Genomic DNA, 20058 nt, shown 5'->3' on the forward strand with positions numbered 1-20058 from the left:
TGCGATCTTTTGACTTTAACGCTCGAACAACTCCATCTGCTCAAACCCGCCGCGCAAATCCTCCAGCCGCACCCCAACCCCCAATAACCGCACCGGTTTCCCGCCGCGATTGAACGCCTGCGTCAGCATCAACTGATAACTGCCCAGATCCCGCCCTGCCCCGGCCTGCTCCAGCGTCGTCTGGGTAAAGTCATGAAACTTCACTTTGACGAACGGCTTGCCCGGTCGATAACTGCTGTCGATCCGTGCCATGCGCGTTTTCAGGGTCTCCAACAGTTCCGGCAACTTATCCAGGCAACTGCGCAGATCAGGCAGATCGACGTCGTAGGTGTTTTCCACGCTGATCGACTGACGCCGACTGTCGTTGTGCACCAACCGGTCATCGATCCCACGGGCCAGACTCCACAATCGCTCACCAAAGCTGCCGAATTCGCGCACCAGCGCCAATTTGCCCCACTCGCGCAACTGTGAGCATTCGACGATGCCGAGCCTGCCCAGTTTGTCCGCCGTAACTTTGCCGACACCGTGCAACTTGCTCACTGGCAGGCCACTGACGAAGTCCTCGACCTGATCCGGTGTAATCACAAACAAACCATTGGGCTTCTTCCAGTCACTGGCGATCTTCGCCAGAAACTTGTTCGGCGCCACGCCCGCAGACACAGTGATATGCAACTGATTGGAGACTCGGCGACGGATGTCCTGAGCAATGCGTGTGGCACTGCCGCCGAAATGCGCACTGTCAGACACGTCCAGATAAGCCTCGTCGAGCGACAAGGGCTCGATCAGGTCGGTGTAATCGGCAAAGATCGTGTGAATTTCTTTCGAGGCCTCGCGATAGGCATCCATGCGCGGCTTGACGATAGTCAGGTCGGGACACAGCTTCAAGGCATGTCCCGAAGCCATCGCCGAGCGTACGCCGTAAGCCCGCGCCTCGTAATTGCAGGTAGCAATCACCCCGCGTCGATCTGCCGAACCACCCACCGCGAGTGGCTTGCCGGCCAGACGCGGGTCATCGCGCATCTCGATGGCGGCGTAAAAACAATCGCAGTCGATGTGGATGATTTTTCGCTGAGTCATGTCAGAAAAGGAAACGTGGCGAGCCGGATCGGCAGTATCTCACTGACACCTGTATATAGCACCAGTGGTGCTGAATGTTCTTTCTGAGCGGTAGGAAATGTCCTTTGGATTTATTTTATCAATCGAAAAACGCCAGCCAATAGAGCTGAAAGCCTTGCCCCGCCTGCCCTGTAGCTATAAAAACACCCGATAAAATGCGCTAACCGATTGAACCTCAACAGATTTTATCCAGATTGCGGGTTGACACCCCGGCATTCCTCTGTAGAATGCCGACACACAGACGCGGGATGGAGCAGTCTGGTAGCTCGTCGGGCTCATAACCCGAAGGTCGTCGGTTCAAATCCGGCTCCCGCAACCAAACATCAAAAAAGGCTACTCGAAAGAGTGGCCTTTTTTGTGCGCGCCTGTTTTGCAGTTATTGCCAGGCTGACGCAAGCGCATTGCCAAACAGGAATTCGTTTCATTTCCAAAACTTAACGCGTCACGTGCGACTGTTTGACGCGAATTCACATTTATTTGACCCTTTATGGGATTAGCGGTTGACACCTCGCCGTTCGCCTGTAGAATGCCGCCACACAGACGCGGGATGGAGCAGTCTGGTAGCTCGTCGGGCTCATAACCCGAAGGTCGTCGGTTCAAATCCGGCTCCCGCAACCAAACATCAAAAAAGGCTACTCGAAAGAGTGGCCTTTTTTGTATCTGTCGAAAAAGTCCTTTCGCAACAATGATCTGTCACTGTGCAGTGAACCGCTTGGGATCATCAGACTCGCCAACTTGCGACTATGCTTGAGTCGCAGGCAAGACGTCTGCAATCCAGGAACTGCCCTCGCCGATACCCGGTGAGAGGCGTAGTATTTTGTGATTATTTTTTTCTACAGGGATTGGTAACTTGGCTGGATACCCCCATCCTGTCGCGCACAATCCAAGAGGTGATTGATGCGCGCCAACTCGTCTGATTCACAAGACACCGTCACAGCGGAACATCCGATCAAACCCGAGCGTTTGCGCTTGCTGGATCGGTTGAGCAAGTACCGTCAACCCATTGGTCTGGCGGTCACGCTGCTGTTGTTCGCCATTGCGCTGATTGCCTGTCGTCATCTGCTTGCCGAGCTCGATCTCGACGCGCTGCACGACTCGATCCTCGACGTGCCGAAACCCGCCCTGCTCGGCGCGTTCGGCGCGACCGTGGTCGGCTTCATTATTCTGCTGGGCTACGAATGGTCAGCCAGTCGCTATGCCGGTGTGACATTGCCACCGCGTACGCTGGCCCTCGGCGGCTTTACCGCGTTTGCGATTGGTAACGCCATCGGCCTTTCGCTGTTGTCCGGCGGTTCGGTGCGCTACCGTTTATATGCGCGGCTGGGTCTGGGGGCGTCGGAAGTCGCGCACATGACCTTGTTTGCCAGTCTGTCGCTGGGTTGTGCCCTGCCGCCGCTGGCAGCGCTCGCGACACTGAGTGACTTGCCTGCTGCCTCTCAGGCACTGGGTTTGTCCGAAGGCCTGCTCGGCACAGTCGCCGCGGTCGTGCTGTTGCTTGGCGCAGTGCTGGCTATCGGCATCTATCGTCGGCGCCTGCCGGAACAGCCGTTGCGCGACAACCTGCTGGTCAGGGTCGGTCGCCGCACCCTGCGCCTGCCGGGTCGACGTCTGACGTTCCTGCAGTTGATCATTACCGCCCTCGACGTTGCGGCCGCCGCGACTGTTCTCTATCTATTGCTGCCGGAAGCGCCGCCGTTTGGTGCGTTCCTGCTGGTGTACCTGCTGGCATTGGCTGCCGGCGTACTCAGCCACGTACCCGGCGGCGTCGGTGTGTTCGAAGCGATCCTGCTGGCCGCTTTCGCCGACAAGCTCGGTGCCGCGCCTCTCGCCGCTGCGCTGCTGCTGTATCGCCTGATCTATGTGGTGTTGCCGTTGCTGGTGGCCTGCGTATTCCTGCTGATCAACGAAGGTCAGCGCCTGTTCCAGACCCAGACCATGCGCGCCGCGTCTGGTCTCGCAGCGCCGATTCTGGCGGTGCTGGTGTTCTTGTCCGGCGTGGTGCTGCTGTTCTCCGGTGCGACCCCGGAAATCGATACACGGCTGGAACATATCGGTTTTCTGATCCCGCATCGTCTGGTCGACGCTTCGCACTTTGGCGCCAGCCTGATCGGCGTGCTCTGCCTGATGCTCGCTCAGGGCCTGCGCCGTCGGCTGTCGGCGGCGTGGATGCTGACCACCATTCTGCTGTTGGTTGGCGCCCTGCTCTCGCTGCTCAAAGGCTTCGACTGGGAAGAAGCGACGCTGATGACCCTTACGGCTGCGTTGCTCGGTGTGTTCCGTCGCTCGTTCTATCGCCCGAGTCGCTTGACCGAACTGCCCTTCTCGCCGCTGTATCTGGTGGCCAGTCTCTGCGTGCTGGGCGCTTCGACGTGGCTGTTGCTGTTCGCCTATCAAGACGTGCCTTACAGCCATCAACTCTGGTGGCAGTTCACCCTTGATGCAGACGCGCCACGTGGCCTGCGTTCGCTGCTCGGCGCTGCCGTGCTGTTGCTGGTGATCGCGCTGACATGGCTGCTGCGCACCGCGCGCCCGGTCATTCACTTGCCGACGCCTGATGAACTCGATCGTGCGGCAAAGATTCTGATGGCTTCGTCGCAACCCGACGGCGGCCTGGCGCTGACCGGTGACAAGGCGCTGCTGTTTCACCAGAACGATGAAGCGTTTCTGATGTACGCGCGCCGTGGCCGCAGCCTGGTGGCGCTGTACGACCCGATCGGCCCCGGCCAGCAACGCGCCGAGATGATCTGGCAGTTCCGCGACCTCTGCGATATTCACCACGCCCGCCCGGTGTTCTACCAGGTGCGCGCGGAGAACCTGCCGTACTACATGGACATCGGCTTGACTGCGATCAAGCTCGGCGAGGAAGCCCGGGTCGATCTGGTGCGCTTTGACCTGGAAGCCAAGGGCAAAGAGATGAAGGATCTGCGTTACACCTGGAACCGTGGCTCCCGCGACGGTCTGTCGCTGGAGATCCACGAGCCGGGCCAGGCGCCGATGGATGAGCTGAGAGTGATTTCCGATGCGTGGCTGACCGGCAAGAATGTGCGCGAGAAAGGCTTCTCCCTCGGCCGTTTCAGCGACGATTACCTGAAGCATTTCCGCATCGCGGTGATTCGCTTCGAGGGCCGCCCGGTGGCGTTCGCCAACCTGCTCGAGACTTACAGCCACGACCTGGCCAGCCTCGACCTGATGCGCGCGCACCCGGACGCTCCAAAGCTGACCATGGAATTCATGATGGTCGGCCTGATTCAACACTATAAGAGTCACGGATACGCGCGCTTCAGCCTGGGCATGGTGCCGTTGTCGGGGTTGCAACCCCGGCGTGGTGCACCGCTGACCCAGCGCCTGGGTTCGATGGTTTTCCGCCGTGGTGAGCAGCTGTACAACTTCCAAGGCTTGCGCCGCTTCAAAGACAAGTTCCAGCCTGACTGGGAACCCCGTTATATGGCCGTGCCCGCCGGACTCGATCCGCTGGTGGCGCTGGCCGACACTGCTGCCCTGATCGCGGGCGGCTTGACTGGATTGGTGAAACGCTGATGATTCAACGCTCCCTGAAGTACATCCTGGCCGCACTGATCGTGCTGGCCGTGATTGCCGGCGGCGGTTACTGGTACCTGAAACGCCCGGCACCGGAACCGACCGTCGAACAGCTCAACCCGGCCGATGGTGCGGCCATGACCCGCGTCATTCCCGGCACCAAGGCCAAGGCCCAAGTGCTGATCGCGGTTAATGACGACCAGAAGCTCAGTGAAAAACAACTGACCACCCTGAGCCGTAGCGCTTCGGCGCAACTCGTTCAGGTGATCTTGCCCAAGGACTGCCTGCTGCAGAGCCGCGCCCTGCAATCAGGTCTGCGTGAACTGAATGGCCCGGCGACATTGGTCAGCGGCGTCGGTCCTGGTGCCGTGCTGGCCTGGCGCTGGTTGTCGGAACAGAAAGACGACAAGGCCCAAGCCGTCTCCGTTGACCTCGCTCTGGAAAAGGGTGGCTGCACGCACCTGCTGCCGAAGTCTGCCGCCCACGGCCACTGGCTGGTGGCCTGGAACGACAACCCGGATGACGCCAGCGCAGGCTTCGTGCGCGATCAACCGAACGCCGAAACCAGCATCAGCGACTACGACATCAACCTGCCGCAAGTGCTGAACAACGAACTACGCAAGATCCTCGTCGGCGGCGACAAGGCTAACGGCGGTCTGGCAATCCCGGTGGTTGAAGTACCGGCAGGCCAGGCCAAAGACACCGTCACCCTGTTCCTCTCCGGTGACGGCGGCTGGCGCGACCTCGACCGCGATGTAGCGGGCGAGATGGCCAAGATCGGCTATCCGGTGGTCGGCATCGACACCTTGCGCTACTACTGGCAGCACAAGAGCCCGGAGCAAAGCGCGCTGGACCTGACCGAACTGATGCAGCACTACCGGCAGAAATGGGGCACCAAGCGCTTCATCCTCACCGGTTACTCGTTCGGTGCCGATGTGTTGCCAGCGATCTACAACCGCCTGCCGGACACCGAGCAGCAACGCGTAGACGCAATCATCCTGCTGGCCTTCGCCCGCACCGGCAGCTTCGAAATCGAAGTCGAAGGCTGGCTGGGTAACGCCGGCAAAGAAGCCGCCACCGGCCCGGAAATGGCCAAACTGCCACCGGCCAAGGTGATTTGCATCTACGGTGAGGAAGAGACGGATGAAAGCGGCTGCACTGACAAAACTGCAGTCGGTGAAGCGGTGAAACTGCCTGGCGGCCACCACTTCGACGAGAACTACCCGGCGCTGGCCAAGCGTTTGGTGGACTTGATCGAGAAGCGCCAGGCAGCAAGCCAGGTCGCCGAAGAGTGATCTGAGCCACGCCACCGAAAAGCCCTCGCAACTGTGAAGCTGCGGGGGCTTTTACATCTCGGACGATGAACCCATTCCCCTGTAGGAGTGAGCCTGCTCGCGATAGCGGAGTGTCAGCCACCTATTTGCCAACTGACACACCGCTATCGCGAGCAGGCTCACTCCTACAAGGGAACTGCATATCCGACGTGTAGTTTTGTTTACTTCCAGTCTCGCAATATCAGATGACGCCCACAGACCTTGTAGGCAAACTCCGAAACTCGTGTTTGGACGCTCTGCCGCTCTATTGCGCTGTTTTTTGACGGGATACTCTCCGAACGTCGCTGACCCATTCAGCGATCGGGTGTGGTAACCCGGCTAGGCAAAGTGCAACAGTGCCTCCATCACGACATCAGACGTTCCTTACGCCTGTAATTCGCTGTCATGGCAGCTGTACGTGGGAGACCTTCGGGTCTGCCGGTTTCTTTGCTCTCCCGGTTTACCACCCTGCGTACAGCTGCCACCCATTCGTGTGGTAACGAATGAGGCAGCTCCTCGTTTTAAGGAGCAAAACAATGAGCAAAGAAAGTCCGTCATCGCCTTCAGACCTTACAACCATCGGCCTCACCCCTTTCCTCTACAACTCCGATCAAGCGTTCTTCAACGTCCGCTGCGGCATCCCGATCATCGATGCCCTGTCCCAATCCTCCGACCTGCTGTACCTCGCAAAATCCTTCGCCGAAGATGCGGCATTCATCAAAGACACCGACCGCCACGCTTGGGCTGCGCATTACCTGACAGTCATGGGCAAGGCTTTGCTTGATGATGTGATTCAGACACTGACTCCTCGTCCTCCGCGAACAAAGGCTGAATCTGAATTAGATGCACCCGAGAGCATGTAAAAGCGCAGGCACAAAAAAGCCCCCGCCAGTTGAAAAACCGGCGAGGGCTATCTTTTAATTGGGTTAGGCACATTGATCAGATTCGACGCTCGGCGGCGTCGTAAACCTCTTCATCTCGCCGCACCCCAACTGCGACGATCAACACCTGAATCGCCCTGCCATTGACCCGATAAACAATGCGCGTGTCGCCCGTGCGAATCCTGCGACATCCGGCAAGGCTAGCTCTGAGCGGTTTACCAGATTTTTCTGGCTCACCATTAATAATCCGCTCTTCAATGACATCAAGAATCCGGTTGGCTGCCGCAGATCCCAATTGATCCAGATCTCCTTGGACTTCCGGATGATAAATCACTCCCCAAACCATCCAGCACTCCCTTAGTCCTTCCTGGCATACCTGGCCCGCATATCGTCATGGCTGACCGCCTGGGCCGGATCAAAATTGATCAATCTCTCCCGGGCTGCCGCTTCGATGCGCAGGTTCTCGAGTTCATCCAGCATCTCTTGATAGGCCTGCACATTGATGATGACAGCTGCCGGTTGATTGTCTTTGAAGATGACCAGACGCTCAGTTGCACGACTGGAGATCTCCTTGAGCTTCGCACTGAAGCTCCTGACCATGGCAGTGACGGAAATTGCCTGGTCAGCGCGTTCTAGTAATGCCGTCATAAATACCTCTCACTCGCTTGCTGCTGAGCACAATAATGCACAGAGTATTGCGTTCAATTAAACACAGTGCAACTTCCTGTTTCCAGCCACCGACCAAATACCCACTCGACCAGGCACCCACAAAAAAGCCCCCGCCAGCCGCAGGGCTGACGGGGGCTCTCTGATGACGCCGGCTTACATCTCGACCTGCGTCCCCAACTCAATCACCCGGTTCAGCGGCAAATTAAAGAACCGCAAATTGCCATTCGCATTCTTCAACATGAACGCAAACAACGCCTCACGCCACCGCGCCATGCCCTCAAGTTTCGAGGCGATCACCGTTTCGCGGCTGAGGAAGTAAGTCGTGCGCATCGGGCTGAAATCCAGATCGTCCAGATGACACAGCTTCAGCGCCTGTGGCACGTCCGGCTCGTCGGTGAAGCCGAAGTGGAGGATCACTCGGAAGAAGCCGTCGCCGTAGGAATCCACTTCGAAACGCCGAGATGGCGGCACTCGCGGGATGTCTTCGTAAACCACGGTCAGCAGCACGACTTGTTCGTGCAGTACCTGGTTATGCAACAGGTTGTGCAACAGCGCATGCGGTACGGCGTCGGAGCGCGCAGTGAGGAACACGGCGGTGCCCTGCACACGATGCGGCGGCTGCACGCGGATGCTGCTGATGAAGATCGGCAGCGGCAGCGCGCCTTCGTCCAGACGCTCGACCAGCAGTTGCTTGCCGCGCTTCCAGGTGGTCATCAACACAAACAGTGCAATACCGGCGATCACCGGGAAGGCGCCGCCCTGCACGATTTTCGGCACGTTGGCGGCGAAGTACAGACCGTCCACCAGCAGGAAACCGATCAACACCGGCACCGCGAGGATCGGTGGCCATTTCCACAGCAGCAGCATGACGGCCGAGACCAGAATAGTGGTCATCAGCATCGTGCCAGTCACGGCCACGCCATAGGCGGAGGCCAGCGCGCCGGAGGATTCGAAGCCCAGCACCAGCAAGACAACGCCGACCATCAGCGACCAGTTCACCGCGCCAATGTAGATTTGACCCTGTTCAGCGCTGGAGGTGTGCTGGATGTACATGCGCGGGATGTAACCGAGCTGGATCGCCTGACGGGTCAGGGAGAACGCACCGGAAATCACCGCTTGCGAAGCGATCACGGTGGCCAGCGTCGACAGGCCCACCAGCGGAATCAACGCCCAGCTTGGCGCCAACAGATAGAACGGGTTACGCGCTGCTTCCGGGTTTTCCAGGAGCAAGGCGCCCTGACCGAAGTAGTTGAGTACCAACGCCGGCAGCACCAGGATGAACCACGCGCGGGCAATCGGCTTGCGGCCGAAGTGGCCCATGTCGGCATACAGCGCTTCGGCACCGGTCAGCGCCAGCACCACAGCGCCTAGAATCGCCACGCCCATGCCTGGATGGACCACGAAGAAATTCACCGCCCACATCGGGTTCATCGCATGCAGCACTTCAGGCGCGTGGCTGATGCCGTAGACGCCCAGCGCCCCGAGGACCAGAAACCAGGTCACCATGATGGGGCCGAAGAGGATGCCGATCCGCGCTGTACCGTGCTTCTGGATCAGAAACAACCCGACCAGCACCACCAGCGACAACGGCACCACCCAATGGTCGATGCCATCAAATGCCAGGCCCAGGCCTTCAATTGCCGAAAGAACGGAAATCGCCGGGGTGATCATGCTGTCGCCGTAAAACAGCGCAGCGCCGATCAGTCCGCAAACCACCAGCAACGATCGCAGCTTTTTACGATGCCCCGCCGCCCGCCGTGCCAGCGCGGTGAGCGCCATGATCCCGCCCTCGCCCTGGTTGTCGGCGCGCAGCACGAACATCATGTATTTGATCGACACGACCCAGATCAGCGACCAGAAGATCAACGACAGAATGCCCAGCACGCCATCGTGATTGACGGCCACACCGTAACCGCCGGAAAAGACTTCTTTGAGGGTGTACAACGGGCTCGTGCCGATGTCGCCGTAAACCACCCCGACCGCGGCGACCAGCATGCCGATCGGCTTTGCCGTCGAATGCTCGGCGCCCGCCGCCTGACTACTTGCCTGACCCATCCAACACTCCTGATTCCCAGACCGGCTTCTTCGAACGAAGCACTATGCTTTGTCGTGCAGCATGCGCTGTTTTACCCGTTGTTACAGACGTTTTGTTGACTGTAAAAATTCAGTAAAGCGCAAAGGCGCGAAGCATAGCGCAGCACTCGTCGTATTTCCCGGCATAAAGCTGGTCAAGTGCGCTCCTCGCCGCTAGAATTGCGCACTTTTTGATCAGAGGCGCGCCCTAAGCGCCCGTCCGTCGGCTTTCGCACCAAGAAAGTGGCGTCACAAAATACCGAGGTTAGACATGTCCACCACTCCTGCGCCGGCCAATCCAAAGGTTGGCTTTGTATCTCTGGGTTGCCCTAGCGATACACGAAATAAACACTAGTCATTCTTGCAAAGGCTTAGAACAATCCTCCCAACGCTGCCGGCTCCCAATTCATGATCACCAGCTCACCGCTGACCTGCGGCTTCCCCTGCCGCTGATTGCCCGTGCTGTAGCGGATATCCAGCGTCTCAAAATGAAATCCTTCGAACACCCGCCGAATGTCCGGATGGTCGTTGATACTGACCATTACCTTGCCTTTGCAACGTCGCATAAAGTCAGCCATGCGCTCGTAGTTCTCGAATGGAAAGTCCACGCCATAACCCGCTGTCTCCCAGTAAGGGGGATCCATGTAATGGAAGGTATGAGCACGGTCGTAACGTTCCGCGCATTCAAGCCATGGAAGATTCTCAACGTATGTACCCGACAGACGCTGCCAGGCGGCTGAAAGGTTCTCTTCGATACGCAACAGATTGATAGCGGGTCCGGTAGTGGCAGTGCCAAATGATTGGCCGCTGACCTTGCCTGCGAAAGCATGGTGCTGCAGGTAGAAAAATCGGGCGGCTCGCTGGATGTCGGTCAGAGTCTCAGGGCGGGTCATCTTTTGCCATTCAAATACTTGGCGAGAACTGAGCGCCCATTTGAACTGGCGCACAAACTCTTCGAGATGGTTCTGCACAACGCGATAAAGCGTGACAAGGTCACCGTTGATGTCGTTCAGGACTTCAACTGGCGATGGTTGTGGACGCATGAAGTAGAGCGCGGCACCGCCGGCAAAGACTTCGACGTAGCATTCGTGTGGTGGAAAGAGAGGAATCAGGCGATCGGCCAAACGGCGCTTCCCGCCCATCCACGGAATGATGGGTGTAGACATTAAAATTTGAGCCTCTTACTGTATGTATATCCAGTAATGAATAATACGTTATTCGACGCCGGCTCAGGGATAGTCTGTGAAAAGCATTTAGGCGCTCAGTAGAAGCCGCAGCCCGCGATTTTAAAGGCGTTAGACGTGATGGTGACTCTGACCGGCGCGCGCCTTTCCCAACATGCAACTGATCACTCTCAAAAACAAAAATCTCCTTATCTCTGCCTTTTTCATTGTTCACCCCTGTAAAACTGGGGCCACCGGCTTTATTCCTTGCGCACGCTTCTGCAGCAGCACTGCGCAAGCGCGCTGCACTTCCCTTCCAAATTTTGCAAACTGTGAAACTGCGGGTCGCTTGGCAAGGCCCACAGGCGGCGCGGGCTACAGCTTTGTTTGCACTACTTTCCGATTTGCACAAAAAAAGACGCAAGCCCCGTCGGCGGGAGGGGGATAAGTGCTTTTTCAGCAGATTTTTTCTTAGCTGTAGGATTTTCCAAGGGACGATCAATTCCAGGCGAAAAATAGGCGCAAACGACTTCAGGGGTCGCCAATTGCCGTCAGTCGCTCCGCTGATGTTGAGCAGTCCGTCTACCGATATACTGTTTGCATATACAGTGCTTGAGCAAGGTAGTCATGGCCGATGAATATAGAATCTGCGAAAACCCTAACCACTGAAGCTCCCGCGATGGCGCAGTGGCGGATCATGTTGCGTGATGAGGTATCGTTGCTTGCAATGCCTGGTGCCCATCACAAAGCGCTGCTCAGGCAAGCGCATGCGTTGCACCAGGGCCAGATGATTGACGCTGACGAACTTGGCGACTTGCTTGAGTTAGCGGACGCGGCGCTAGCCTACGCGGTTGAGTCATTACTTGACCTCGACGCTGACGAGTAGGAGAAACCATGCACGTATTGGTCACGCCTATGCGCCTTCGTGGTGTTGCGCTAGATCCGAAGGAGCGGCGCCGGTATCCGGCAATCCGCGGCAACGTGATGGTGAACTCTACTGTCTGTCACGAATTAGGCCGTGCAGCCAACGTCGCTCGCGTTGAGGTCGGAATGCCTCTTGATCCTGATCCACTTCCCCCTTGCTCGATGCCACCTTAGCCGGGATGGCTGTGACCGGATTTGTTCTGAGTGGAATCGAGTACATTGACGGTTGTGCGTATGCTCAGTCCTGGTGGTGCCGAGAAGAATGAAAGAATGTTAGTGCAACTGTCAGGACTTTGAGCCAATCTCGTCAGAGCTTTACTAACGAAAGGATGATGTTATGGGCAAGGTATCATCTGGTGGGGTTACCGAATCTGAACGGCTGCTGGCGCAGTTCTGCCAAAAATCTTTTTGAGACTGTGGACATATCCTAACCCCTATAAAGATGACGGTAAGGAATTCTGTGATTCGATAGCCGTATTTGGAAATGACGTTTTTGTTTTTTTCGATAGGCGCAGTGAATTACCGATAAGCAAAGATAAGGATCCACTCGTACTGTGGAATAGGTGGAAGAAGAATGTCATTGATAAACAGATTATTACCGCTCATGGTGCGGAGCGTTATTTAAAAGCTGGACGACCTTTATATTTAGATGGAAAGCGAACCCAACCTTTCCCCCTAAATATTGATCCTGAAAAGGCTGTAATCCATAAAATTATTGTTGCTCATGGTGCCAAAGAAGCGTGCTTGCACTCCTCTCCAGATAACATATATGGCAGCCTTGGAATCTCTTATACTGAAACAGACTCAACTAAAATTGCAAGCCTAGAAGCAGAACACCCATTTACTTTAATATTGGATAAACACTCCCCCGTCCACATACTTGATAGTCACAACTTATCCATAATTCTTGGCGAGCTTGACACTGTTACCGATTTTGCAAACTATCTGGAAGAAAAGACAAAAGCAATCGCACACCTAGACATATTAACCTATTGCGGCGAGGAAGACTTACTTGCTCACTACTACGCAAACTATGACAAAAAGCTAAATCGACACTACATCGGCACTAACGATAAAAAAGTCAATGGAGTAATGATTAGCCAGGGTGATTGGAAGGGATTTGTAGAATCAGAAACATACTGGGCGACAAAAAGCGCTAACAAAATATCCTATATGTGGGACGAGCTTATACAACGCACCTGTCAAAATTCTATTGACGGTACAATTGGAGGGAATACAGATTTATCTCGCGGGCCGAGCGCCATTTATGAGATGGTTAAAGAGCCAAGATTTATGCGAAGAGAAATTGTAGATGGAATGATGCAAGCTATTGATAGCTTCCCTAATACAAATGTTGCGACTCGAAAAGTAAGTTTGATGCCTTCGAGCGACCCGAAAACTGCGTATGTATTTCTACAGCTAAAACTACCGAAAAACATGGAAAGCGCACCTGACGCTCGTCAAAAGCGTCAAGCTGTACTAGAAATAGCGTGTGGGGTGGCCAAGAACAAATTCCCGCACTTCAATAAGATAGTTGGGATTGGCATGGAGCCGCCGAAATATTCAGAGAATATTGCTGAAGACTTTATTCTTATGCCGTGCGAGAAGTGGCCAAAGGAGCTTCAAGAACACTACAAATCCCTCAACGTGGGTTGGGATTTTTTGAAACAAAATCGTTAACAAAGCGCGAAATAACCGTTAATGAGTTCGTGCAATTCAAAGCAAAAAACAAGGGTAAGACCGGACGAAATGAGCCGTGCCCCTGTGGTTCAGAGAAAAAGTATAAAAAATGTTGCGGCGCCTGATTTAAAAAACTTAACAACAACCACTAGACCCACAACAACTATATGACATCCAAAACCACAGATAATTTAGAAATAATTAAAAAGCACCACTATGTATGGGCGCACTATCTACGACAGTGGGCGAACGGTGATGACATTTGGTACATAAGTAGCAAAGGCGGAAATATTCGTCGCGATAGCATTTATGGACGTTCACAAGATTTACACTTCTATCAAGTAACCCCACTCGACGAACATGACATTCAGTTTATCGAACGTCTTCCGACTTCAGATTCGCCGATCGTTAAAAAATTCCACACTTCGCAACTAGATTATTTTAAAAAGATTTCAATGCTCATCAAAACCCCTGAGATATTGAAGGGAGTCGCCAAAGAAGAAGACTTAGAAGAGCTCAAGAAAATATCAGAATGGGCATCAAATAATTCTTTGGAAAAAACCTATACAGCGATTGAATTATTGGCTCGCCCGGTAATGGACGAACTGTGGAAAGGAAATGCAAGCTGCCTCGACATACGGTCCAACATGGTCGCTTTCTATAATTATCTTGCTCACCAACTTGCAAGAACTAGAAAAATGCGCGACCGATCATTTGAGCTAATGAAAAAGTCAATCAAGATAACGAGCTATGGGTAGAACATGTAAAACTATTCGAGAAGAATTGGTGGTTCATCGCTTACAAGATGGGCATAAATTTCGGCTTCGGCCTCGAACAAAGCGCTGACACTGCAAATCGCATTCTGATTAGAAACACAACAAACATTGATTTTATAACCAGCGACCACCCTGTCATCAATGTCCATCAATGCGCTCAAGGTGCGGCTATAGACCAAGTGGTCGACAAGTTAGACCTTTATTATCCTTTATCGCCAAAACTGGCGTTTATGCTGAATGATTCACAGCATTACAACCACCTCAAGCACTTTGTGAATGAAGAGGACGTAATACATTTGAATCGATTGATGGCGGACCGCTCTCATAAGAACATTTACGGTCCATCTGAGCAGGCACTGAAGGATGTCAGAAAATCGTATCGCAACCTCAAAGTGTGATTGGTTTTAGCTGGGCAGAAAGCGTTAATGCCTTTCCAGCATTGGCTGTAAATGCCCCCGCATTTCCAGGCGGTGGACTCGTTCCGTGAACATGGGTAGCGATTTGGGTATTCATCTGCTCAAGCAGTTCGAGAATCTCGCATGCGATTTTGAAAATGTTGACACTCTCGGACCCGATCCAGTTTTTCGGCGCTTGCATCCGTTGACTGACCCCGGTGATGCTATGGCGTAGTCCTTCAATGCGCTCCCGCATATCACCGCCCACCGTGGCGTTGTGCATATGCCCCACAACCAAATTCAGATCCCGGCCGGTCGCCTGGTGCAAATCGTCTACCGCCGCGAGACTCGCCGAGCCGCCCGACAGCAGCTTGAGCGCGCCCAGCGCTTCGATCGTTTTCACCCCACCCACCGTTTCGCTTGAATGATCGTCCACCGCCCGTGTGTGACTCTGGAACTGCTCGCGGTTATCCAGGGCTTCAACCTCGCGCTCGATCGCCTGGTCACGGATCTTGCCATCGGTCTGACGCAGCCAGTTTCCGTCGGCATCGACGCGCTGCTGGGCGGCAGCGCTGTGTTGCCACACCTGATCACCTTTCGGCACCTTCGGCATGCTCAGCCCATGCGGCAAGATCGATTGGATGTAGGGCTTGTTCGGCAGGCCGTAGGCGAAGCACACCACGACCCGCGTGCCTTCCTCTGGAAAGGCGTAAATGCCCATTTCCTCGCCACCGGTGGGCAGCGGCAACGGAACGCCAGTGAGCGGCGGCATGGCAGGGTCTGGTTCATCGTCAGGGCCAAGCACTTCGATGTCCACGGCATAGCGCGGCCGGAAGTCGTCACACAGTCCGGCGTCCGCCGGCGCGTCGGCCACGGCGGTAACCTGGGCAAAGCGCGGCAGGTGGTAACCACCAGTGAGTTCGGGAAATTGTCGCTCTACAGCGCGGCGGATTGCGTCGTCCATCGTATGGCCATCTGGTCGTTGGTGAGTGCAACGGTGGTAATGCGCTCGCCGTTGTTGATTGTTGCACCTGGTCGCAACCCGGGAAGGGCGGCGACCATCGCGCTCTGGTTGCCCTGGTAGCCGTCGAACAGCTCCGTGGGAATCTGCAGCGGCGCACGTGCGCCGAAAAAACTGTCAGCCCAACTGCCGGCGAACACTTCCCCGTTGCCCAGCTGGTGCCAGGTGAAGTCGGGAATGCTGAATACTCGGGCGAGACTGTCCATAGCCTGGTAACCGGCGGCGAGGCTGTAGAAGTACGGCGTCTTCACGCTGGCATATGGTTGATCCGGAACGCGGAAGCGCAGCCCGGTCTGTTCGCTGACCTGGGCCAGCACGGCGCGCAGATCCACATGACGCAGGTTCAACGGCAGCGGGTTGGCCAGCACGGCGGCCAGCTCACGGCAGAACAGCACCTGTTCGACCGCGTTGGCGGCCGTGCAGCGCTCGACGTAGCCAATGAAGTGCCGTTGCAGCGTGCCCTCGTTGTAGCCGATATCCAGCGTCACCAGCCCTTTCAGCGGCACAGAGGATTGAACGGTGAAGTTCGCCCGGCCGGGGCTGGTAGCGTCCAGCCTGACGTCCTCCTTGATGAGAGCGATCGGGGCGCCGTTGATGGAAAGTATCTTGTGCAGCTTCACGTCGGCTCACTCCCGCCCAGCCACTTATCCACACGTCCCAGCACCTTTTCGAAGCCGCTCAGCGCGGGGTTGTCGCTGGTCCCTTCACCGTTGCCGGCACCGCCGTCACCGACCGGGCTACCCGGGGCGCCTTGAGCGTCTACCTTGTTGCCGGCGCGCCGGCCTTCGACTTTCTCCGGGTTCGATTCGCGCTCGCTTAGCGTGAATTGCACAAGCCAGGCCTTCAGGGTGTCCGCTTCCCGGGCGCTGACGCCGTCGGAGAATTCCACCTGACGCACGCCGAAGGCTTCCGCCGTGTCGTTCACGATCCGGTACAGGTGCAATTGCCCGCCGCTGGCCGTGGTTTCAGCCATGCGCATCAGATCTGTCAGTTGGGTTTTATCCACAAAGGGAATCATCAGCGAGACGGCCAGCGTCTTGGGCTTAAAGCCCTTGTGGGCCTTGTCGGTGTTGCTGGTCTGGCCGGACATGTCGCCGCTCTCGATGCGTAGATTGGCCGTGACCTTGACGTTCTTGCCTTGGACTTTTTGCCCGTCGAGTAGCAGCGTCATAGGCCCACCAGCTCCTGGACAAAACTCAGCCCTTCTTTGCTGCCGACCAACAACAGGCCGGCGCACTGAATCCATTCGTGGCCCGGGGCGTCGCCGGCCAACAGTTCGCGGCGCAATTCGCCAGCGGTGCCCGGGCCGATCATCCGCGCGCGCATGCTGACGTCAGGGTTTCCTCCAGCCAATAGCTTTTTCAGGTCAGCCAATTGTTTATCCCGTCCCTGCTGCTGGGCACTCTTGCGCGCTGCCAGCGCCGCCAGATCGGCCAACGGCGAGCTGTCGGCCGCGTAGCCCTCCAGCACCGCCAGTTGGCCGGCCATGGACTGTTTGGCAGCTTTGACCACTGTGCAACGTTCCAGCGGCAAACCCTGCCAGCGCGGCAGCGGCCCGGCGCCGGGGATCTCCCACTTTTCGCTTTCCAGCTTCAGCAGGTGTTGCGCCCGGCGCTCGGTGCGCACCAGGTCAGGAATCGGCAGCAGTGCATTGAATCGCGCCAAGCCGCTGGCCAGCTGTTCCAGGCGCGTGCCCAGGAACAGGATCGACAGCGCGTATTGCGGCCCAGTCGGACGCCCGCTGTCGCTGGCGTCTTCCAGCTTCTTGGCGAGATGCTCCAGCGCGTTGGGCGCTGACAGAAAGCGCTGATAGCCCGCACCTTGGCCAACGCCCCTTTGAAACGGTGTCACAACCAGACACGCCGGCACCTGGCCCAACTGCTCGGCCAGCGCTGCGCGTCCGGCCTTGATCGCGCCTTTTGCGGCATCACCGACCGGCCCCGGGCTGGTATTGGCCAACCCGCTCAGTCCGGCCAGGCGCTGGGCGGTGCTGGCCAGCTCTCCGCCAGCCAGATCCTTGGCGGCTGACAGTTCGCCCATCCATTGCGTGGCCTGCTCTGGCCAGCGCATCGTCACCGGTGCCCAGCTCATGCCGGCGGCGTCCAGGTGATGGCTTTCATGGCCTTCAGATCTTTGTCTTTCTGCGCCTTTGCCACAGCCTGGCGCAGTGTCTCGGCGTGCTGCTGTGCTGCCTGCCGGAAGCGCACCAGGTCAAGGCTGACTTTCTGCAACTGGGCGATGGTATGCGGCCGGAAGGCCAGCATCTGGGCGGCGTCATAACACGGGTAGACGTCATCCAGGCCCAGCAGCACCTGGCCGTTTAAATTCACCTGGTCATCAATCGCACTGCTGTAGCGGTACGGTTCGCCCAAGGCGCTGGAATTGAAGCCACCGGCGATGAAGGCCGTGCAGTCGGTGGCGATCGTTTGCAGTTTCTTGTCCCGCAGAGCAGCCAGCACAGCCTCAATGTCGTCGACCCATTGGCCGTCTTTCCAGATCTGATTCGGCCCGGGCTTTTGCATGGTGTAGCCGGACGGCACCGGTTCGAAGCCTTTCAGCGTTAGCGGTTCTCCGGTCTCGGTGCTGTAAACCATGACGCCGCCGAGGTAATCCACAAGCTGCCAGGCTTTGCCGTTCCACCACGCGGCTTTGTGTTCCGGAATCGCAGGGGGCGCCGTCTCCACGCAGCCACCGGGGATCAGATAAACGCCCGGCTCCAGCGGCGATTCGTCGGCCTCCACTGCACCGATGAAGATGCCTAGATGGTCGGTCTGATAAACGAGTTTGTCCGTCATGCTCGATCTCAATACTTGATGCAGAAAAGAAGGGCCATGTTCTTCGGCCGGGTTTCGGTACCGCCGTTGGCGGCGACGGTCACGGCGTGGGTGTGGGCACCGCCGCCACTGACACCAACGTTGTGCGCGTGCTGGCCAGCGGCGCCGATGCCGACGTTGTGTGCATGGTTGCCCTGGTAGTCGGTTCGCATCGGTCGCCCGTCGGCATTCTTCCCGCCACCAATCTCAAGCTCCGTCCAGACACTGCCGCCTGCTGGGTAACCAACGTTCACGCCGGCACCGTTATCGACAGTTCGGAACCCGTGGTCATGGTTACCCTGGGCATCAGTCCAGGCGCTGTGGACGTGGTTGCCTTGCGCATCTGTCCAGGCGGTGTGCAAGTGATCACCTACAGCAGCGGCCGAGGCTGTGTGAGCGTGCAAATGAAGAGCCATGTCCTGAAACGATCCGAAACCCCGACCGGGATCCACGCCGCGTCCATCGTCCCAACCTCGGGGAAACAGGCCGCGCATGTCTGGCAAGTTGAACGTGGTTGATCCGTCACCCGCGCCGTAAAGCGTTCCGAGCCATGAAAAGAGGCGTGCGTAAGTTGTGCGTGACACCGCCGCCCCGTTGCACTTCAGCCATCCCGCCGGCGCCCAGCTGATGGCGAACGCCGCCACCATGCCACTCAAGGTATCGCCGACTTGCGTTTTGAGTTTGTTTAGGGCTGCGGTCGTCGCCAAGATTTGGCTGCTGTTCGTGTCCGGATCATCGCTTTTCGCGTTGGGCAGGTTGCCCAGATCCACGTCCTCTTTTGTCGTGCCCCTGGCGCGCAGCAACGGATAGTCGCCAGTACGAGATGCAAGATATTTGACCAACGCACCGCCGACTGGCTCAGCGTCCCGCAAATCCACGATGTTGCTGGGTGAGATGAAGTCGGCGAGCGGCACGCAGTAATGGCGCACGCCGGCGGCGTCGGTGTAATCCGCCTGTTCTCCAAATACCACTTTCCAAACCGCCACCCGATCGTTCAACCGACGTTCAAGGCAAACATCCAGCCATACTTTGCCTACAGGGATGACTCCGGTGACGGCTTCTGACTTCGCGATGGCTACGCGGATACCTTCGACATAGGCCGTGCCACCATTGATTTGGTAGCCGGTCTCCACCTTTTCGAAGATCAGCGAGTTACCGAAAAAGAACGCACGCCCATAGAGGTTGCGATTGCTCAGCCGCTCACGCTCATCGATGCCGGCAAGACGCACGGTAAAGTCATGCTGCCAGGTGCTGGCGTCAATCGTGATGCCCGTCAGTTGCATGGCGCCGTCATAGGCCACCAGAAAGTTTCGGGTAACGTTGTTGCCGATCTGCTGCGGTGGGATGTTCCTGCGCTTCTGTTGCAGCGGTACGTAGGACACGGCAAACAGCAGGCCGTCCGCGTCCTCAAGGCCGACCCAGTTAAAGTCCCAGTCGCCGATATCCGAACCCAACTGGGCGCTGTACACGACCTGGTTGGGATTCACGAAACCGGCGTTTTCTTTGGGGATGTCGTAGACGTGGACAATCTGCTCCGCCGGCGGTTTACCGGCAGCGCGGTCGACCGGGGTTTCAGGGTTCAGGTCGGGCACGTTGGCGAAGATAAACCGCGTGATGGTCAGCGGCTTTTGTTGACCTTGTTTCAGGGCGATTTGGCTTTCGCCGGCCAAAGTAATACTGGCGCTCACGGTGCGCTC

Annotated in this window: 19 protein-coding genes, 2 tRNA genes and 1 pseudogene; 11 read left to right on the forward strand and 11 right to left on the reverse strand. The window is 56.9% G+C overall.

The annotated features are described in order from the left end of the window. Positions 1-15: 15 nt before the first annotated feature. The gene (gene dinB / locus JFT91_RS29220) at positions 16-1077 is read right to left on the reverse strand and encodes a DNA polymerase IV (protein ID WP_201234699.1); all 1062 of its coding nucleotides are present in this window, start codon (positions 1075-1077) and stop codon (positions 16-18) included. A 281-nt stretch (positions 1078-1358) separates the two neighbouring features. Between dinB and JFT91_RS29225 the strand changes: the two genes are divergently transcribed. The 5 genes from JFT91_RS29225 (at position 1359) to JFT91_RS29245 (ending at position 6829) form a co-directional block, all read left to right on the forward strand. After that, positions 1359-1435, forward strand: a tRNA-Met gene (locus tag JFT91_RS29225). Positions 1436-1657: 222 nt separating this feature from the next. Further along, positions 1658-1734, forward strand: a tRNA-Met gene (locus tag JFT91_RS29230). Positions 1735-2013: 279 nt separating this feature from the next. Further along, on the forward strand, positions 2014-4653 hold the full coding sequence (gene mprF, locus JFT91_RS29235) for a bifunctional lysylphosphatidylglycerol flippase/synthetase MprF (protein WP_201227705.1): 2640 nt from the start codon (positions 2014-2016) through the stop codon (positions 4651-4653). Then, on the forward strand, positions 4653-5948 hold the full coding sequence (locus tag JFT91_RS29240) for a virulence factor family protein (protein ID WP_201234701.1): 1296 nt from the start codon (positions 4653-4655) through the stop codon (positions 5946-5948). Before mprF ends, JFT91_RS29240 begins: the two co-directional genes overlap by 1 nt. A gap of 554 nt (positions 5949-6502) precedes the next feature. Continuing rightward, on the forward strand, positions 6503-6829 hold the full coding sequence (locus JFT91_RS29245; protein WP_201234703.1) for a DUF3077 domain-containing protein: 327 nt from the start codon (positions 6503-6505) through the stop codon (positions 6827-6829). 76 nt (positions 6830-6905) lie between these two features. Here the strand turns inward: JFT91_RS29245 and JFT91_RS29250 are convergent, their stop codons facing one another. The 4 genes from JFT91_RS29250 to JFT91_RS29265 all read right to left on the reverse strand — a co-directional run bounded on the left by JFT91_RS29250 (position 6906) and on the right by JFT91_RS29265 (position 10755). Further along, entirely contained in the window at positions 6906-7193 is a 288-nt protein-coding gene (locus JFT91_RS29250; protein WP_201234705.1) for a type II toxin-antitoxin system RelE family toxin, read from the reverse strand. Between the two features lie 11 nt (positions 7194-7204). After that, positions 7205-7495, reverse strand: coding sequence for a Phd-YefM (locus tag JFT91_RS29255; protein WP_064393110.1), 291 nt, complete (start codon positions 7493-7495; stop codon positions 7205-7207). 174 nt (positions 7496-7669) lie between these two features. Next, entirely contained in the window at positions 7670-9571 is a 1902-nt protein-coding gene (locus tag JFT91_RS29260; protein ID WP_201227707.1) for a potassium transporter Kup, read from the reverse strand. 389 nt (positions 9572-9960) lie between these two features. Further along, positions 9961-10755: a DNA adenine methylase gene (locus tag JFT91_RS29265; protein WP_201234707.1), complete on the reverse strand. Its 795-nt coding sequence runs from the start codon at positions 10753-10755 to the stop codon at positions 9961-9963. A 631-nt stretch (positions 10756-11386) separates the two neighbouring features. Between JFT91_RS29265 and JFT91_RS29270 the strand changes: the two genes are divergently transcribed. From JFT91_RS29270 to JFT91_RS29290, 6 genes and pseudogenes are all read left to right on the forward strand, one after another. Beyond that, the gene (locus JFT91_RS29270) at positions 11387-11638 is read left to right on the forward strand and encodes a hypothetical protein (RefSeq protein WP_242489384.1); all 252 of its coding nucleotides are present in this window, start codon (positions 11387-11389) and stop codon (positions 11636-11638) included. Positions 11639-11646: 8 nt separating this feature from the next. After that, positions 11647-11942, forward strand: a pseudogene (locus JFT91_RS29835) (hypothetical protein). Between the two features lie 142 nt (positions 11943-12084). Continuing rightward, on the forward strand, positions 12085-13356 hold the full coding sequence (locus JFT91_RS29275; RefSeq protein ID WP_201234709.1) for a hypothetical protein: 1272 nt from the start codon (positions 12085-12087) through the stop codon (positions 13354-13356). A gap of 29 nt (positions 13357-13385) precedes the next feature. Continuing rightward, on the forward strand, positions 13386-13481 hold the full coding sequence (locus tag JFT91_RS30360) for an SEC-C metal-binding domain-containing protein (RefSeq protein WP_518524901.1): 96 nt from the start codon (positions 13386-13388) through the stop codon (positions 13479-13481). Between the two features lie 42 nt (positions 13482-13523). Then, the gene (locus tag JFT91_RS29285; protein ID WP_201234711.1) at positions 13524-14114 is read left to right on the forward strand and encodes a DUF4238 domain-containing protein; all 591 of its coding nucleotides are present in this window, start codon (positions 13524-13526) and stop codon (positions 14112-14114) included. A 47-nt stretch (positions 14115-14161) separates the two neighbouring features. Beyond that, a complete protein-coding gene (locus JFT91_RS29290) occupies positions 14162-14530 on the forward strand; it encodes a DUF4238 domain-containing protein (protein WP_201234713.1) in 369 nt (122 codons plus the stop codon). On the opposite strand, the gene JFT91_RS29295 is transcribed toward JFT91_RS29290, so the two are convergent. Genes JFT91_RS29295 through JFT91_RS29320 form a run of 6 tightly spaced genes read right to left on the reverse strand, consistent with a single transcriptional unit; the run spans position 14520 to position 20049 of the window. Next, entirely contained in the window at positions 14520-15491 is a 972-nt protein-coding gene (locus tag JFT91_RS29295) for a hypothetical protein (protein ID WP_201234715.1), read from the reverse strand. The genes JFT91_RS29290 and JFT91_RS29295 overlap by 11 nt on opposite strands. After that, positions 15464-16168, reverse strand: a complete 705-nt coding sequence (locus tag JFT91_RS29300; protein ID WP_201234717.1) for a hypothetical protein — start codon at positions 16166-16168, stop codon at positions 15464-15466. The genes JFT91_RS29295 and JFT91_RS29300 overlap by 28 nt, the downstream gene beginning before the upstream one ends. Beyond that, positions 16165-16719, reverse strand: a complete 555-nt coding sequence (locus JFT91_RS29305) for a baseplate complex protein (RefSeq protein ID WP_201233991.1) — start codon at positions 16717-16719, stop codon at positions 16165-16167. The genes JFT91_RS29300 and JFT91_RS29305 overlap by 4 nt, the downstream gene beginning before the upstream one ends. After that, on the reverse strand, positions 16716-17639 hold the full coding sequence (locus JFT91_RS29310) for a hypothetical protein (protein ID WP_201234719.1): 924 nt from the start codon (positions 17637-17639) through the stop codon (positions 16716-16718). The genes JFT91_RS29305 and JFT91_RS29310 overlap by 4 nt, the downstream gene beginning before the upstream one ends. Next, positions 17636-18343, reverse strand: a complete 708-nt coding sequence (locus JFT91_RS29315) for a DUF4376 domain-containing protein (RefSeq protein WP_201233993.1) — start codon at positions 18341-18343, stop codon at positions 17636-17638. Before JFT91_RS29315 ends, JFT91_RS29310 begins: the two co-directional genes overlap by 4 nt. Positions 18344-18351: 8 nt before the next feature. Further along, positions 18352-20049, reverse strand: a complete 1698-nt coding sequence (locus tag JFT91_RS29320) for a phage tail-collar fiber domain-containing protein (protein WP_201233994.1) — start codon at positions 20047-20049, stop codon at positions 18352-18354. Positions 20050-20058 lie beyond the last annotated feature (9 nt).

It is taken from the genome of Pseudomonas sp. TH08, from assembly GCF_016651275.1.
GTDB lineage: Bacteria > Pseudomonadota > Gammaproteobacteria > Pseudomonadales > Pseudomonadaceae > Aquipseudomonas.